The organism is Pseudomonas lurida, assembly GCF_002563895.1.
GTDB classification, from domain to species: Bacteria; Pseudomonadota; Gammaproteobacteria; order Pseudomonadales; family Pseudomonadaceae; genus Aquipseudomonas; species Aquipseudomonas lurida.
This window is the reverse complement of the sequence record NZ_PDJB01000001.1, coordinates 4,625,412-4,641,304: the sequence shown is the minus strand read 5'-3', so window position 1 is coordinate 4,641,304 and position 15,893 is coordinate 4,625,412. Positions and strand designations below refer to the sequence as shown.

At 61.2% G+C, this 15,893-nt stretch carries 14 protein-coding genes; 3 read left to right on the top strand and 11 right to left on the bottom strand.

Annotated features, from left to right (window positions below):
* Window positions 1–3: 3 nt before the first annotated feature.
* The 6 genes from ccoO (ATH90_RS20995) to ccoN (ATH90_RS20970) form a co-directional block, all read right to left on the bottom strand.
* Window positions 4–612, bottom strand: coding sequence for a cytochrome-c oxidase, cbb3-type subunit II (ccoO, locus tag ATH90_RS20995; protein ID WP_025854274.1), 609 nt, complete (start codon window positions 610–612; stop codon window positions 4–6).
* Entirely contained in the window at window positions 612–2,054 is a 1,443-nt protein-coding gene (gene ccoN / locus ATH90_RS20990; RefSeq protein WP_034108146.1) for a cytochrome-c oxidase, cbb3-type subunit I, read from the bottom strand. Before ccoN (ATH90_RS20990) ends, ccoO (ATH90_RS20995) begins: the two co-directional genes overlap by 1 nt.
* A 418-nt stretch (window positions 2,055–2,472) precedes the next feature.
* Complete coding sequence (gene ccoP, locus ATH90_RS20985; protein WP_034108144.1) at window positions 2,473–3,387, bottom strand: cytochrome-c oxidase, cbb3-type subunit III; 915 nt, start codon at window positions 3,385–3,387, stop codon at window positions 2,473–2,475.
* Window positions 3,384–3,584 carry a cbb3-type cytochrome oxidase subunit 3 gene (locus ATH90_RS20980; RefSeq protein WP_034108142.1) on the bottom strand — a complete coding sequence of 67 codons (201 nt, stop codon included), beginning with the start codon at window positions 3,582–3,584 and terminating at the stop codon, window positions 3,384–3,386. Before ATH90_RS20980 ends, ccoP begins: the two co-directional genes overlap by 4 nt.
* Before the next feature lie 3 nt (window positions 3,585–3,587).
* Window positions 3,588–4,196, bottom strand: coding sequence for a cytochrome-c oxidase, cbb3-type subunit II (gene ccoO / locus ATH90_RS20975; RefSeq protein ID WP_034108140.1), 609 nt, complete (start codon window positions 4,194–4,196; stop codon window positions 3,588–3,590).
* Window positions 4,197–4,206: 10 nt separating this feature from the next.
* The gene (ccoN, locus tag ATH90_RS20970; protein ID WP_034108138.1) at window positions 4,207–5,631 is read right to left on the bottom strand and encodes a cytochrome-c oxidase, cbb3-type subunit I; all 1,425 of its coding nucleotides are present in this window, start codon (window positions 5,629–5,631) and stop codon (window positions 4,207–4,209) included.
* A gap of 79 nt (window positions 5,632–5,710) precedes the next feature.
* On the opposite strand from ccoN (ATH90_RS20970), the gene ATH90_RS20965 reads away from it, so the two are divergent.
* Window positions 5,711–6,403 carry an alpha/beta family hydrolase gene (locus tag ATH90_RS20965; RefSeq protein ID WP_098467194.1) on the top strand — a complete coding sequence of 231 codons (693 nt, stop codon included), beginning with the start codon at window positions 5,711–5,713 and terminating at the stop codon, window positions 6,401–6,403.
* An 84-nt stretch (window positions 6,404–6,487) separates the two neighbouring features.
* Here the strand turns inward: ATH90_RS20965 and ATH90_RS20960 are convergent, their stop codons facing one another.
* Both ATH90_RS20960 and ATH90_RS20955 read right to left on the bottom strand, forming a co-directional pair.
* The gene (locus tag ATH90_RS20960) at window positions 6,488–8,053 is read right to left on the bottom strand and encodes a methyl-accepting chemotaxis protein (protein WP_034108134.1); all 1,566 of its coding nucleotides are present in this window, start codon (window positions 8,051–8,053) and stop codon (window positions 6,488–6,490) included.
* A 98-nt stretch (window positions 8,054–8,151) separates the two neighbouring features.
* Window positions 8,152–8,943, bottom strand: a complete 792-nt coding sequence (locus ATH90_RS20955; protein WP_069077982.1) for a CPBP family intramembrane glutamic endopeptidase — start codon at window positions 8,941–8,943, stop codon at window positions 8,152–8,154.
* A gap of 409 nt (window positions 8,944–9,352) precedes the next feature.
* Between ATH90_RS20955 and ATH90_RS20950 the strand changes: the two genes are divergently transcribed.
* Window positions 9,353–10,213, top strand: a complete 861-nt coding sequence (locus ATH90_RS20950; protein ID WP_098467193.1) for a DMT family transporter — start codon at window positions 9,353–9,355, stop codon at window positions 10,211–10,213.
* 73 nt (window positions 10,214–10,286) lie between these two features.
* Here ATH90_RS20950 and ATH90_RS20945 read toward each other — a convergent pair whose 3' ends face one another.
* Both ATH90_RS20945 and ATH90_RS20940 read right to left on the bottom strand, forming a co-directional pair.
* Window positions 10,287–11,174, bottom strand: a complete 888-nt coding sequence (locus ATH90_RS20945; protein ID WP_034108128.1) for a DMT family transporter — start codon at window positions 11,172–11,174, stop codon at window positions 10,287–10,289.
* Window positions 11,175–11,226: 52 nt separating this feature from the next.
* A complete protein-coding gene (locus tag ATH90_RS20940) occupies window positions 11,227–12,837 on the bottom strand; it encodes a methyl-accepting chemotaxis protein (protein WP_392396915.1) in 1,611 nt (536 codons plus the stop codon).
* Between the two features lie 404 nt (window positions 12,838–13,241).
* On the opposite strand from ATH90_RS20940, the gene aceK reads away from it, so the two are divergent.
* Window positions 13,242–14,957 carry a bifunctional isocitrate dehydrogenase kinase/phosphatase gene (gene aceK / locus ATH90_RS20935; protein ID WP_098467192.1) on the top strand — a complete coding sequence of 572 codons (1,716 nt, stop codon included), beginning with the start codon at window positions 13,242–13,244 and terminating at the stop codon, window positions 14,955–14,957.
* Between the two features lie 54 nt (window positions 14,958–15,011).
* Here the strand turns inward: aceK and ATH90_RS20930 are convergent, their stop codons facing one another.
* Complete coding sequence (locus ATH90_RS20930; protein WP_069077978.1) at window positions 15,012–15,572, bottom strand: hypothetical protein; 561 nt, start codon at window positions 15,570–15,572, stop codon at window positions 15,012–15,014.
* Between the last annotated feature and the right edge of the window lie 321 nt (window positions 15,573–15,893).

Here is a 15,893-nt window from a genome sequence, read left to right as displayed (position 1 = left end):
AGGTCACCGTTTGCTTTTGATGAGGGTGCCCAGGCCTTGCAGGTAGGCCACCAATGCGTCCATTTCGGTCTTGCCCTTCACGGCGGCGGCTGCACCGGCGATGTCTTCGTCGGTGTAGGGCACGCCCAGGGTGCGCAAGACTTCCATCTTCTTCGCGGTGTCCTTGCCGTCGAGCTTGTTTTCCACGAGGAACGGGTACGCCGGCATCTTCGACTCGGGCACGACGTTGCGCGGGTTGTACAAGTGCGCACGTTGCCAGTCATCGGAGTAACGCCCGCCGACACGGGCCAGGTCCGGGCCGGTCCGCTTGGAGCCCCACAGGAACGGGTGGTCCCACACGCTTTCACCGGCGACCGAGTAATGGCCGTAGCGTTCGGTTTCTGCACGGAACGGACGGATCATCTGCGAGTGGCAGCCGACACAACCGTTGGCGATGTAGACGTCGCGGCCTTCCAGTTCAAGGGCGGTGCGCGGCTTCATGCCCTCCACCGGCTTGTTGGTCACGTCCTGGAAAAACAGCGGAACGATCTGGGTCAGGCCGCCGATACTCACGGCGATGACCATGAAGAAGGCCAGCAGGCCGATATTCTTCTCGACTACTTCATGCTTCATCAGTGGGCTCCCACAACGGCGATCTTGGCGGCGGCTTCGGCTTCTGCAGGGTCGGAAGCACGCACGGTGCGCCAGACGTTGTAGGCCATGAACAGCATGCCGGCGGCAAAGAACGCACCGCCCAGGGCGCGGACGATGTAGCCCGGGTGGCTGGCTTGCAGCGCTTCGACGAAGGAGTAGGTGAGGGTGCCGTCATCGTTGATCGCACGCCACATCAGGCCCTGGGTGATGCCGTTGACCCACATCGAGGCGATATAGAGCACGGTACCGATGGTTGCCAGCCAGAAGTGGGTGTTGATCAGCCCGACGCTGTGCATCTGCGCTCGGCCGAACAGTTTGGGGATCATGTGGTACAGCGCGCCGATGGATATCATCGCCACCCAACCGAGGGCGCCGGCGTGTACGTGGCCGATGGTCCAGTCGGTGTAGTGGGACAGCGAGTTGACAGTCTTGATGGCCATCATCGGCCCTTCGAAGGTCGACATGCCGTAGAACGCCAGGGACACCACCAGGAAGCGCAGGATCGGGTCGGTGCGCAGCTTATGCCAGGCGCCCGACAGGGTCATCATGCCGTTGATCATGCCGCCCCAGCTCGGGGCCAGCAGGATGATCGACATGGCCATGCCCAGGGACTGCGCCCAGTCCGGCAGCGCGGTGTAGTGCAAGTGGTGCGGGCCGGCCCAGATGTATAGGGTGATCAGCGCCCAGAAGTGCACGATGGACAGGCGATACGAGTAGATAGGACGTTCGGCCTGTTTCGGCACGAAGTAGTACATCATCCCCAGGAAACCGGTGGTCAGGAAAAACCCGACGGCGTTGTGGCCGTACCACCACTGGATCATCGCGTCCGTGGCCCCGGCGTAGGCCGAGTAGGACTTGAACAGGTTCACCGGCAACGAAGCGTGGTTGACGATGTGCAGCATCGCCGTCACCAGGATGAAGGCGCCGTAGAACCAGTTGCCCACGTAGATGTGCTTGGTCTTGCGCTTGACGATGGTGCCGAAGAACACCACGGCATAGGTCACCCACACGATGGCGAGCAAAATGGCGATCGGCCATTCCAGCTCGGCGTATTCCTTGGTGGTGGTGTACCCCAGTGGCAGGGTGACGATGGCGCTCACGATGACCGCTTGCCAGCCCCAGAAGGTGAAGGCCGCGAGGCTGTCGGAGATCAGTCGCGTCTGGCAGGTTCGCTGCACGACATAGTAGGAGGTGGCAAACAGGGCACATCCACCGAAGGCAAAGATCACCAGGTTGGTGTGCAGCGGGCGCAGGCGACCGAAGGTCGTCCATGGCAAGCCGAAATTCAATTCCGGCCAAACCAATTGCGAGGCGATGAACACCCCGAGCCCCATGCCAAGGATCCCCCAGACCACCGTCATGATGGCGAACTGGCGGACTACCTTATAGTTATAAGCAGTCGGACTGATTGCTGTGCTCATTCTAAGGTTCCACGGTTTAGGTTTTTTTATAGGTAAAATCGGCCGCAAGTATGTAGAAAGCGAGGGGCCATTGCAACGCAATGGCTGACCTGTATCAATGCGTTCCACGCCAGATTCTGCGCCCTTTCCATGTTTTGCGTAGGGACAAAATCAGAAATCGAAAGCTGATCGAGTGGACAGGAAAATTTTGGGGTCGCAACGAATGTCGTTGCGTACGCCAGGATTGGTCCGCTGTGGGAACAAGCGTAGACCCGAAAGTGAGGGGGGGAAAGGTGTGCTTTGGAAGGGTGTGACAAAGGGCCGCAGAGCGGCGGTGGGATGTTTCAAGCTGCAAGCTGCACGTAAAAGCAACTGCAAGATCAGAGCGGGGGGCTCGTCACTTGCAGCTTGACGCTTAAATCTTGCCGCTCACCTGCTGCTATTGATGGGTCAGGCTATACACGTAAGCCGCCAGCAGGTGCACCTTGTCATTGCCCTGCAGCGCTTCCTGCGCTGGCATCTGGCCCTGGCGGCCGTGACGGATGGTCTGCTGCAACTGCGCGAGGCTGGTGCCGTAGATGTAGCCGGCCGGCTTGGTCAGGTCGGGCGCCCCCATGGCTTCCATGCCGTGGCCTTCCGGACCGTGGCAGGCAACACAGGTGGTGTTGAATGCAGTCTGGCCAGCCGCCAGGTCGGCAGTGCTATCAGCCGGCAGGGGCAGCTTGGCCAGATCGTGGCGTACATAGGCGGCGACGTTCTTCACGCCTTCGTCGCCGAGCATGTCACCCCAGGCCGGCATCGCCGCATGACGGCCGTTCAGGATGGTGGTCTTGATCGCCTCGGCCGACCCCCCCCAGCGCCAGATGTTGTCCGCCAGGTTCGGGAAACCAAACGCGCCCTTGGCGTCCGAGCCGTGGCACACCGCGCAGTTGGAGGCAAACAGGCGACCGCCCATTTTCAGCGCTTGCGGGTCTTTGGCGACTTCTTCCACGGGCATGGCCGAGAATTTGGCGAAGATCGGCCCGAACCTGGCGTCGGCCTTGGCCATTTCCTTGTCCCATTCCTTGGTCTGGGTCCAACCGTCTTCATAGCCTGGCAACACGCCTTTCCAGTTGCCCAGGCCCGGGTAGAGGATCAGGTAGCCGACCGCAAACACCAGGGTGCCGGCGAACAGCATGAACCACCACTGGGGCAGCGGGTTGTCATATTCCTCGATACCGTCGAAGGCATGGCCCATGGTCTGGTCGACGCTGCCTTTGGTCTCGCCCTTGCGGGTGCCGATCAAAAGCCAGGTCAAGCCGATCAGGCTGCCGAGGGTCAGTACGCAGATCCATGTACTCCAGAATAGGGTCATGGCCGAGTGCTCCTTATTGCAGGCTCTTCTTGAGCGTCGGATGGAGAGGGTTCATCGGCGAAGGGCAGCAGGCGTGCCTGCTCGAATTCCGCATTGCGCCGGCTGTTGAACACCCACAGCGACAAGCCGATAAAGGCGATGGCGACCACCAGCGTGCCGAGGCCGCGGAGGGTGCCCGCATCGAAGTCAAATCCCATGGTTCACCTCTTGCTCTTGATGGCGGTGCCGAGCACTTGCAGGTACGACACCAGCGCGTCCATCTCGGTCTTGCCCTTGAGGCTGGCCACGGCGCCGCTGATGTCGTCGTCGGTGTACGGCACGCCGAGGGTGCGCATCACTTTCAACTTGGTCTCGGTGTGGCTGCTGTCGACCTGGGCGGTGACCAACCACGGGTAGGCTGGCATTTTCGACTCCGGCACCACGTTGCGCGGGTTGTACAAGTGCGCGCGGTGCCAGTCGTCCGAGTAGCGTGCGCCGACGCGCGCCAGGTCCGGACCGGTGCGCTTGGAGCCCCACAGGAACGGGTGGTCCCACACGCTCTCGCCGGCGACCGAGTAGTGGCCGTAGCGCTCGGTCTCGGCGCGGAACGGGCGGATCATCTGCGAGTGGCACTGTACGCAGCCTTCGCGGATGTAGATGTCACGGCCTTCCAGTTGCAGCGCGGTGTAGGGTTTCATGCCTTCCACCGGCTTATTGGTCACGTCCTGGAAGAACAGCGGGACAATCTGGGTCAGGCCGCCGATGCTCACGGCGAGCACCATCAGCAACATCAGCAGGCCGACGTTCTTTTCAATCGTTTCGTGTTTCATCTCAGACTCCTCAGGCCAGCTGCGCAGTGGTGGCGGCTTCGACTGGCTGCGCCGAACGCACGGTGCGCCACGTGTTGTAAGCCATCAGGAACATTCCGCTGAGGAACACCGCACCGCCCACCAGCCGCACGATGAAGCCTGGGTGGCTGGCCACCAGGGTTTCGACGAAGGAGTAGGTCAAGGTGCCGTCTTCGTTGACCGCACGCCACATCAGGCCCTGGGCGATGCCGTTGACCCACATCGAGGCGATGTAGAGCACGGTGCCGATGGTGGCCAGCCAGAAGTGCGCGTTGATCAGGCCGAGGCTGTACATCTGCTCGCGACCGAAGACTTTCGGGATCATGTGGTACAGCGCGCCGATGGAGATCATCGCCACCCAGCCGAGGGCGCCAGCGTGGACGTGGCCGATGGTCCAGTCGGTGTAGTGGGAGAGGGCGTTGACGGTCTTGATCGCCATCATCGGGCCTTCGAACGTCGACATGCCATAGAAGGCCAGCGAGACGACGAGAAAGCGCAGGATCGGGTCGCTGCGCAACTTATGCCAGGCACCCGAGAGCGTCATCATGCCGTTGATCATGCCGCCCCAGCTCGGGGCCAGCAGCACCAGCGACATCACCATGCCCAGCGACTGCGCCCAGTCCGGCAGCGCGGTGTAGTGCAAGTGGTGGGGGCCGGCCCAGATGTACAGGGTGATCAGCGCCCAGAAGTGCACGATGGACAAACGATAGGAATACACCGGACGCTCGGCCTGCTTGGGCACGAAGTAATACATCATCCCCAGGAAGCCGGCGGTGAGGAAAAAGCCTACCGCGTTGTGCCCATACCACCACTGCACCATGGCATCCGTCGCACCGCCATAGAGGGAGTAGGACTTGGTCAGGCTGACCGGGATTTCCAGGTTGTTGACGATATGCAGGATGGCCACGGTGATGATGAACGCACCGAAGAACCAGTTCCCGACGTAGATGTGCTTGGTGTTGCGCTTCATGATCGTGCCAAAGAACACGATGGCGTAGGCGACCCAGACGATGGTGATCAGGATGTCGATCGGCCACTCCAGCTCGGCGTACTCCTTGGAACTGGTGTAGCCCAGTGGCAACGAGATGGCGGCCAAGAGAATGACAAGCTGCCAGCCCCAGAAGCAGAACGCGGCGATTTTCGGCGCGAACAGCTGCGCCTGGCAGGTGCGTTGTACCGAGTAGAAGGAGCTGGCGAACAGCGCGCAGCCACCGAAGGCGAAGATCACCGCGTTGGTGTGCAACGGGCGCAGGCGGCCGAAGCTGGTCCAGGGCAAATCGAAGTTGAGTGCAGGCCAGACCAATTGGGCGGCGAGAAAAACCCCGAGCCCCATGCCGACGATGCCCCACACCACCGTCATAATGGCGAATTGGCGGACCACCTTGTAGTTATAGGCGGTACTTAAAGTAGTGTTCATGGTTCCCCATCCACGGTTCAACCCAAGCAAATGCGGCACTTGGGCTGGAGTTATAGGCAGACTAAAAAGCGAGGCAAGCATGGGCAAAGAGCACAAGGCCAGTATTGACGGGGATCAATGGGCGCAGTGTGTGCGGGAACGGGGCTGGTTGTGGGATGCCGCATCGACTGCTGCGAAGGGCGCGCCGGTGACGTTGATCCTGGCCCACGGCGCCGGCGCACCGATGGACTCAGGCTTCATGGACGACATGGCTGCACGCCTTGCCGGGCATGGCGTGAACGTGTTGCGCTTCGAGTTTCCCTACATGGCCCAACGCCGGGCGGACGGCGGCAAACGCCCGCCGAATCCGGCGCCTAAACTGCTGGAAGCCTGGCGCGAGGTGGTTGCCGAGGTGCGACGTCATGTCGCTGGGAAACTGGCGATTGGCGGCAAGTCCATGGGCGGGCGCATGGCCAGTTTGTTGGCTGATGAAGTGGGCGCCGATGCGCTGGTGTGCCTGGGGTATCCGTTCTACGCCGTGGGCAAGCCGGAGAAGCCACGGGTCGAGCATCTGGCGGGGTTGAAGACGCCGACCTTGATTGTGCAGGGCGAGCGCGATGCCCTGGGCAATCGGGCGACGGTGGAGGGGTATGTGTTATCGCCGAGCATCGAGGTGATGTGGTTGGTGGCGGGGGATCATGACTTGAAGCCGTTGAAGGCGTCGGGGTTTACGCATGAGCAGCATTTGGCGGCTGCGGCGGTGAAGGTCGCTGAGTTTCTCGGCGCCTGTTAGGGACCCTTCGCGAGCAAGCCCGCTCCCACATTTTGATGTGTGAATGCATTCAAATGTGGGAGCGGGCTTGCTCGCGAAAGCGGTCTACCGGTTGAACCGCTCCACCAGCGAATACTGGGTATTCGCCGTATGGGTCAGCTCTTCACTCAACTGCGCCGAGTTCATCGCCTGTTCCGACGTCTGGTCCGCCAGCAACGCAATGGTGCTGATGTTACGGCTGATCTCTTCGGCCACTGAGCTTTGCTCTTCAGTCGCGGCGGCGATCTGGGTGGTCATGTCGGTGATGTGCGCCACCGCTTCGCTGATTCCCACCAGCGCCTGATCCGCCTCCATCACCCGCGCCACGCCTTCTTCGGCCTGGCGATGCCCGGCGTCCATGGTTTGCACGGCGGCAGCGGCCGTCTGTTGCAGCTTGGCGATCAGGGCATGGATCTGCCCGGTCGATTCAGCGGTGCGCTGCGCCAATTGACGGACTTCGTCAGCAACGACCGCAAACCCACGGCCCATCTCGCCGGCACGCGCGGCTTCAATGGCGGCGTTGAGCGCCAGCAGGTTGGTCTGGTCGGCAATGCCTTTGATCACATCGACCACGCCACCAATTTCATCGCTGTCCTTGGCCAGTTGGGTGACGGTCACGCCCGTCTCGCCCACGGCCACCGACAGACGCTGGATCGCTTCGCGGGTTTCCCCGGCGATATCGCGGCCGCGACCGGTCAGGCGATTGGCTTCCTGGGTGGCATCGGCGGTGCGCTGCACATGGCTGGCGACTTCCTGGGTGGTGGCCGCCATCTGGTTGACGGCGGTGGCCACCTGTTCGGTCTCCACGCGCTGGCGTTCCAGGCCGCTGGAGCTGTTATGCGCCAGGGTGTTGGACTGCGCGGCCTGGTCGTTGAGGTGTTCGGCCGTATCCTGCAAGCGTGTGAGGCAGGTTTTCAGGCGTGCTTCCTGGCTGAGGATCGACATTTCCAAACGCGCCTGGGCGCCCCGGCTGTCGGTGTACATCTGCGCGATCAACGGGTCGGAAGTGGTCTGCTCGGCCAGGCGCAGCAGGCGCTTGAGGCCGCGCTGTTGCCAACTCAGGCCCAGCAGGCCCAATGGCACTGACAACCCCGCCGCCAGGGCAAAGCCCCAGTGGGAGTTGAGCGACGCACCGATCATGAAGCTCAATTGGCTGACCAGGATAAACGGCAGCCAGTCCTGCAACACCGGCAGCCACTTGTCGCGCTGGGGGATCGCCGACTTGCCCTGGTTGATGCGGCGGTAGAGCGCTTCGGCGCGGCGGATCTGCTCGGCAGTGGGCTTGATGCGCACCGATTCGTAGCCGACGACCTGATTGCCTTCGAAGACCGGCGTCACGTAGGCGTTGACCCAGTAGTGATCACCGCTCTTGCAGCGATTCTTGACAATGCCCATCCATGGCAAGCCTTGTTTGAGCGTTGACCACATGTGCGCGAACACCGCCGGCGGAACATCCGGGTGACGCACCAGGTTGTGCGGGGCACGCACCAGTTCGTCGCGGGAGAACCCACTGATCTCGACAAAGGCGTCGTTGCAGTAGGTGATCACGCCTTTGGCATCAGTGGTGGAGATCAACCGTTGCTGAGCGGGGAAGGTACGTTCGCGCTGGGTAACGGGTTGGTTATTACGCATGATTGTTCAATCCGCAAGGCTTTCAAGGGGTATCGGCAAGAACGGCGGTTTATTTAACTTAAATTTGCAACAATCGCGCTGTCCATGCAGGAACGGGGTCACCCGGCCAGCATCGGGTACGTAAACAAACCGAAGTGAAGCAGATTCAAACCAAAGTGCGTCGCCACCGCCGCGCCCAGGCCGCCAAAGCGATAGGCCAGGCCATAACCCACCCCGGCGATGCTCGCCAGTAGCACCCAGTGCCAGCCCGCGCCGAGGTGCACCAGGCCGAACAGCAGTGAGGCCAGCAGCAGCGCCAGGTTCTCGCCGTAAGGCAGGTGTTTGAAGCGCTGGCTCAGGCCGCCCTGGACATACCCACGGAACAGGGCTTCTTCGACCAGCGTCACCAGCAGCAGGTTATTGAGCACCCACAGCCAGGCCTGTACGGGCCACTTCGGCGCCCAGGTGATCATTCCCAGCAAGGCTGCACCGCCCAGGGCGGCGATGGCGGTGAGGGTCAGGGCCAGGGCCGCCACGCAGATGGACAGGCGTAGCGAGCGCCGCGCCACAATCCACGGGCAGGCCAGCAACAGCCAGAAGCCAATCAGCGGTTTGTCCTGGTTCAGGTACATCGAGAAGGGCACGGCATCGTCGGTGAAGCGTTGCGGGGCAATGCCGCGGCCATTGTAGAAACCCGGCAGCCAGTGCATCGCCAGGCTCAGGGCCAGTACGATGAACAAACCGTGGCCGACGTAGCGCGCCCAAGGCGTGCGCTGCTGGCGGACGGCGTACCCGGCGAGCAACAGCAGGGCGATAGACACCCATGCCAGCGCCCCCAGTTGCCCGTAGGCCAGGGCCAGTCCATAGCCGATGGAAAGAAGCACCAGGTACAGCCAGGGCAATGCGATCATGAGAAATCCTTGGAAAAAACTGGGCGGCATTATAGCGACGCGCCCTGCAGGACCCACATGAAAACTCCTCCACCCAGGATGATTGCAAAACCTATCCACGGCTGGTTATAGTCCCAGCCTCTTCATCCCTTCACACAAGATCAGCCCATGCCAGCTCTCCAGCGCATAGCGGTAGTCGATTCAGCGGTCAGCGCCGTGGTCGTGCCGTGCGGGGAAAAGCAGCCTGCGCAGATCAGTCACTACCCCCCACCTGTCAGTAGCACGCCGGTGTACGCAGTCGTATCACCGCCGGGTGTTGGCATTTCGGGCTGATCAGCGAATCGCTGTTCCCGTCTGCCCGCCTGAAAAAAACCTACTGAGTTTCAGCGTCTGCTGAATTGGCTTTCTTGCCTGATGACAGGTGGTAACCATGTCTGTTCTTTCGAAACAATCCGTGGCCGCGGCGGCCTCGACGAGCCTGTTCGTCCTGCTGTGGAGCAGCGGGGCGATCTTCTCCAAATGGGGCCTGGCCCACGCGTCTCCCTTTGCGTTCCTGTTAATCCGCTTTGCCATTGCCCTTGCAGGTCTGGTGGTGCTGGTACCGATCCTCAAGCTGAAACTGCCGCGCCCCGGCAAGCCCCTGCTGTATGCGGCGGCGACCGGGTGGGTGTTGTTGGGGGCTTATCAGATTTTTTATCTGCTGGCCCTGGACCTCAACGTCACTCCCGGCGTGATGGCAACCCTCATGGGCGTGCAGCCGATCCTCACCGTGGTGCTGATAGAACGCCAGCGCTCGCTGCGCCGCGTGTTCGGCCTGGGCCTTGGGTTGGCGGGGCTGATCATGGTGGTCTACCAGGGCATCGGTTTATCCGGCATGTCCCTGGCGGGCATGCTGTTCGGCCTGCTGGCCCTGGCCAGCATGACGTTGGGTTCGATCATGCAGAAGCGCATCACCGACAACCCCCTGGGCACGCTGCCGGTGCAATACCTGGCAGGGCTGGTGATGTGCTCGGTGTTCGTGCCGTTCCAGCCGTTCCACTTTGAGCACGCCAGCGGTTTTTACCTGCCCGTGTTGTGGATGGGGTTGGTGGTGTCGTTGCTGGCCACGCTATTGCTGTACCGCCTGATCGCCCGAGGCAACCTGGTGAATGTCACCAGTCTGTTTTACCTGGTGCCGGCGGTGACGGCGGTGATGGACTACCTGATCTTCGGTAACAAGCTCGCGATGCTGAGCCTGCTGGGGATGGGGTTGATCATCATCGGGTTGGTATTTGTCTTCCGCAAGGGCTGATACACCTCCCTGTAGGCACCCGGCTTGCCGGCGATAGCGTCCGCAAGAACGCCATCACCGGCAAGCCAACCGCCTACAGGGGTTTTTTCGGCCGCAACACCAGCCACAGCGCCCCTGCAATCAACACCCCGCCATACAGATGCGCCATCGACAACGGCTCATCCAGCAGCAATGCGCCCCACAGCACGCCAAATGGCGGAATCATGAAGGTCACGGTCATCGACTTGACCGGCCCGATGGACGACAGCAATCGGAAGTAAAGAATGTAGGCAAACGCCGTGCATACCAGCCCCAACCCCAGCAGCGATAACCACACCTGCCACCCACCCCAACTGGCGGGCGGCTGGCTGATGGCGCTGTAGGCAAAGAACGGCAGCAGGAACAATGTAGCCCCGAGCATGCTGCCCAGGGCTGACAGGCGACTGTCCAAACCACCACGCTGATCCAGCCAGCGCCGTGCGAGGAACCCGGCAAAGCCGTAGCACGTGGTCGCTAGCAAACAGGCCAGCGCGCCCATCAACAATTCCAGGTCAAACGCTACCGGCCCCGCGCGGGTCAGCACACCCACGCCCAACAGCCCCAGGCATACCCCGGCGACTTTCGACGGGGTCAGGCGTTCGCTGAAGAACAACCCGCCAATCAGTACACCCATCAACGGCGTGGTCGCATTGAAGATCGCCGAGTAACCCGCTGGCAGCACTTGGGCGGCCACCGAATACATGGTCGCCGGAATCCCGGAGTTGATCACCCCCAAGAGCAGTACCGTCTTGAACTTGCCCTGGAAATCCCAGCTCACCCGCATCATCGCCAGGATCACCAGCAACCCGGCGGCGGCAATCGACACGCGGAAAAACGCAGTCGGTACCGTGCCAATCTCCGGCGCGATGATGCGCATGAACAGGAAGCTCGCGCCCCAGATGGCGGCGAGCCCCAGCAAGTACAAGGTGTCGACAGGTCTCACGGAGCACTCCTCTATCAATAAGGCGGCGAGTGTTGCACGCCGCTTTCACTGATTACAGGACAAACCGCGTCACCAGCCCATTCAGGTCCACCGCCAGGCGTGACAGCTCCTGGCTGGCGGCCGAGGTCTGGGTGGCGCCGGCGGCGGTCTGGGTGGACAGGTCGCGGATGTTCACCAGGCTGCGATCCACATCGCGTGCCACCAGCGCCTGCTGCTCGGCGGCGCTGGCGATCACCAGGTTGCGCTGGCTGATCTGCGAGATGGCGGCGGTGATTTTTTCCAGGGCATTGCCGGCGCCGTTGGCCCGTTGCAAGGTCTGGCCGGCGTGTTCGGCGCTGCTGTTCAGGGCGTCGACGGTGTCTTGGGTACCGCGCTGGATACCGGTGATCATCTGCTCGATTTCTTCGGTGGAATCCTGGGTGCGTTGCGCCAGGGAGCGCACTTCATCGGCCACCACCGCAAAACCACGCCCGGCCTCACCTGCGCGGGCTGCCTCGATGGCGGCGTTGAGCGCCAGCAGGTTGGTCTGCCCGGCGATGCCACGAATCACTTCCAGCACCTTGCTGATGTCCTGGGCCTGGACTGCCAGGCCTTCGGCCTTGTTGGAGGCGCCGAGCACTTCGTCGACCAGGTTCTGGATCGAGCTGATGGTTTCGCTGATCTGGTAGTGGCCGTGCTTGCTGTCCTCGTCGGACGCCTGGGACGCCTCGGCGCTGGACACTGCATTGCCCGCGACTTCGTCCACCGCCGCGCTCATTTCGGTCACGGCGGTGGCGGCCTGTTCGATCTCATCGTTCTGCGCCTGCAGGCCACGGGTGCTTTGTTCCATCACCGAGCTCATTTCTTCGGCCGCCGACGCCAGTTGCTGCGCCGACTCGCTGATGCCACGGATGGTGCCCTGCAATTGCGTCTGCATGGTGGCCAGGGCCGTGAGCAATTGGGCGGGTTCGTCCTTGCCGTCGACAGTGATCGGCTGGCTCAGGTCGCCGCCGGCAATGGTGCGTGCCACGATCAGGGCCTGGCCCAGCGGGGCAGTGATGCTGCGGGTCAGCAGCCAGGCGAGCAGCAAGGTGGCGATCAGTGCGAAGACGATGATCAGGCCGACGATCCACTGGGCGCTGGAATACATCTGCGCCGCCGAATCCGCCGCCGCTTCGACGCCGTTCTGGTTGAACACGATCAGGTCTTCCAGGCTCTGGTTGAGGACCGTGCCTTGGGGGGCGAGGCGGCTGGTGAGCAGGTCGATGGCGTCTTGTTGCTGATCCTTGTCCACCAGGGCGATCATCTGGTTCACGATGGCGAGGTAGGTGGTCACATTGGCTTTCAACGTGTTCAGCAAGTCGCGCTCGGCCTCACCGCTCAGCAAGGTTTCGTGGCGCTCCAGTAGCCCTTGCAGTTCAGTACGCTGGCGGGTAAGCAGGGCTTTGCTGGTGTCGCGCACCCGCGACTCGTCAGTCGTCGCCAGGCGCAAGGCCTCCAGGCGGATGCTGGCCACGTAGGCCGCGCTGTCGTGGATGTTCTCGATGCTCGGCATCCACGATTCTTCGATGACCAGCGCGCTTTGCCGCAGCTTGGCCATCTGGCCCAGGCCAAACATCCCCACAATCACCAGCAAGCTGGCCAAAACCGCAAAACTCAGACTGGCACGCAGGCCGATCCTCATGTTCCTCAATGACATCTCAATGCTCCTTAGGCGATTAGAACCTGCTCCCGGATCGGTCTTCTGACCTTGTTAGGGTGGGAGAGGGCGCGCTATATATCAAAGTGCCATCAAGGAGGTAATCAGGGTTTCCCTTAGTTGGATCCAAAGTCTTGGGTGGACCATCAAGGCCGACAGGGCGGCCAGTTCGCTTGCCCAACCGGCCAGGGCCCGCCGTTAAGGGCGTGCAGGAGCACCCCGGTAATACTCAATGGTACATTTATTGACCGGGTGGTCGAATTACAGGCATTGAAAATAAATCTACGAAATGAACGAACTTGTACAAGGTCGTACAAAAAATGATCCTTCTCCTACCCCGGCACACTGGCTAAGCTCAGGGCTTCCAGATGCCCGCAGAGGTTTCCCGCATGTCGCAGTCCGCCCTCGCTGTCGCCCAGATGATCCTCGATGGCTTCGACGATTACCGTGAGCACTTCCGCCAGATCACCGACGGCGCCCGCGAGCGTTTTGAAAAGGCCCAGTGGCAACAGGGCCAGGCAGCGTCTGCGGCACGGATCAACCTCTACGAAGAAAAAGTCAGCGAAGTCACCGCGCGCCTGCGTGAGCACTTCGACGGCGCCGCGTTACTCGACATTGAGGTGTGGCCGCTGGTGAAAAGCGCCTACATTGGCCTGATTGACCTGCGCTTCGACGATGAGTTGTCGGAGACCTGGTACAACTCGATCTTCTGCGGCCTGTTCAGTCACGACCTGATCAGCGACGGCTGCATGTTTGTCCACACCACCCGGCCCAGCCTGCGCCGCGCACGGGCAGCACAGACGCGCACCTACATGCCTACCGGGAAAATCCCGGAAATGCTCGTGCAGATCTTTGCCGACTACCGTTTCAGCGAACCCTACGGGGACCTGGCCGCCGACCTTAATCGCCTCGAAAGCCAGCTGCGCGAAAGCCTGCCGGACTGGGTGTGCAAGGACCCGGACCTCAAGGTCGAGCTGTTTTCCTCGGTGCTCTACCGTAATAAAGGCGCGTACCTCGTAGGACGCATCTACACCCGCGACGAACAATGGCCGCTGGTGATTCCGCTGTTGCACCGTGAAGGGCAGGGTATCCAGATCGATGCGCTGATCACCGACGAAGCCGATGTGTCGATCATCTTCTCGTTCACCCGTTCTTACTTCATGGTCGACGTACCGGTGCCGGCGGAGTTCATCGGCTTCCTCAAGCGCATCCTGCCGGGCAAGCACATTGCCGAGTTGTATACCTCCATTGGTTTCTACAAGCACGGCAAGTCGGAGTTCTACCGCGCGCTGATCAACCACCTGGCTACCACCGACGATCAGTTCATCATGGCCCCTGGCGTACGGGGCATGGTCATGAGCGTGTTTACCCTGCCGGGCTTCAACACGGTGTTCAAGATCATCAAGGACCGTTTTTCGCCGTCGAAAAACGTTAACCGCTCCACGGTGATCGAGAAATACCGCCTGGTTAAAAGCGTCGATCGCGTCGGGCGCATGGCCGACACCCAGGAGTTCGCCGACTTCCGTTTCCCCCTGAGCAAGTTTGAACCGCAGTGCCTGGCCGAGTTATTGGAAGTGGCTGCCGGTACCGTCGAAGTGGAAGGCGATACCGTCCTTATCCGTCACTGCTGGACCGAACGGCGCATGACCCCGCTCAACCTCTACCTCGACAATGCCAACGCCGCCCAGGTGCGCGATGCCCTGGAAGACTACGGCCTGGCGATCAAGCAATTGGCGGCGGCGAATATCTTCCCCGGCGATATGCTGCTGAAGAACTTCGGCGTCACTCGACACGGCCGCGTGGTGTTCTACGACTACGACGAAATCTGCTTTCTCACCGAGGCCAACTTCCGCCATATACCGGCACCGCGCACCCCCGAGGATGAAATGGCCTCCGAGCCCTGGTACTCCATCGGCCCGCTGGACGTGTTCCCCGAGGAATTCCCGCCGTTCCTGTTCGCCGACGCCGGCCAGCGCAAGCTGTTCGATGAGTTGCATGGCGAGCTGTACAACGCCGATTACTGGAAGGGCCTGCAGGAGGCGATTAGGGCGGGGAAGGTGATTGATGTGTTTCCGTATCGGCGCAAAGAGCCCGCCCGCCCTTGAGGGGCGAGCGGGCCTTGTGCGCGAAAAACATCAACGTCGCACTTGCGGTTGACGCTAGGCACCGCCCTTGCGGTTTTCTGTGCGTATGTCTTTGAACCAGGCGTCCGTTCGACCCATGGCAGTCAACTGGTCCGTGACGTTGCTTGCACGATTTCGGTCGGTTGGGTTGGTGCCATTGAGCTGAACGTCACGCGCTTGTTTGTACAGCGTCCCCATGTGTTGATTAATCGCTTTATCGAGTTTTTTGTCTTCCCTGGAATGCTTCAGCATGGTCAGCGGATTTTTGCTTTCAGGGCGGGACTCGAGATTGTCGATCCGTTTTTTCATCAAGTTGATGGTCGGCTCATAAACCGTTTTAGGCAGGGCCGAACTCGGGAAGTGGGTGGGTAGGTTTTCCAGGGTATCTTTGTTTAACCTCGTCTGATGGAGCTGTTTTTGTTTGTCAGCGCTCAACGCGGAAAAGGGTTGTTTGTTGACGAGTGATGCCGATGCGCCAGAGCTGCTGGAGGTCTGCATCCAAGAACCTCGAGATGAACTGGATTCAGGCGCAATGCTCTGGTATTTGTCCGCGTAACGGTTAGACGCGTTGCTGTAGCGGAGGGAGTCAATTGGCATTCGAGATCCTCATAGTTAGAAGCAGTCGTCTCGGCAAAGGCTGCCGAGTCAAAGGCCGCTCATAAAATTCATTCCTCGTACTGCCTGGCTTGTAGAGTGGAAGTTGGAGATTCTATTTGCCCTCAGGTTGGTTGCCGGCTCCGAAGAGACTTGGCTGCGGGCGGGCGCAGAAGACGGCTTTTCGGAATAGGCCGGAGCGAACTCATAGCGCGGCGGTGGCAACGTGCCTGTCGAGCGCGGTTGGGCCCGCATGGCGTCCTGGTAGTTCGGCAGGCGCGAGGTGACAGAATCGATTGGCATAATAAGCTCCGCTTTCAAAGG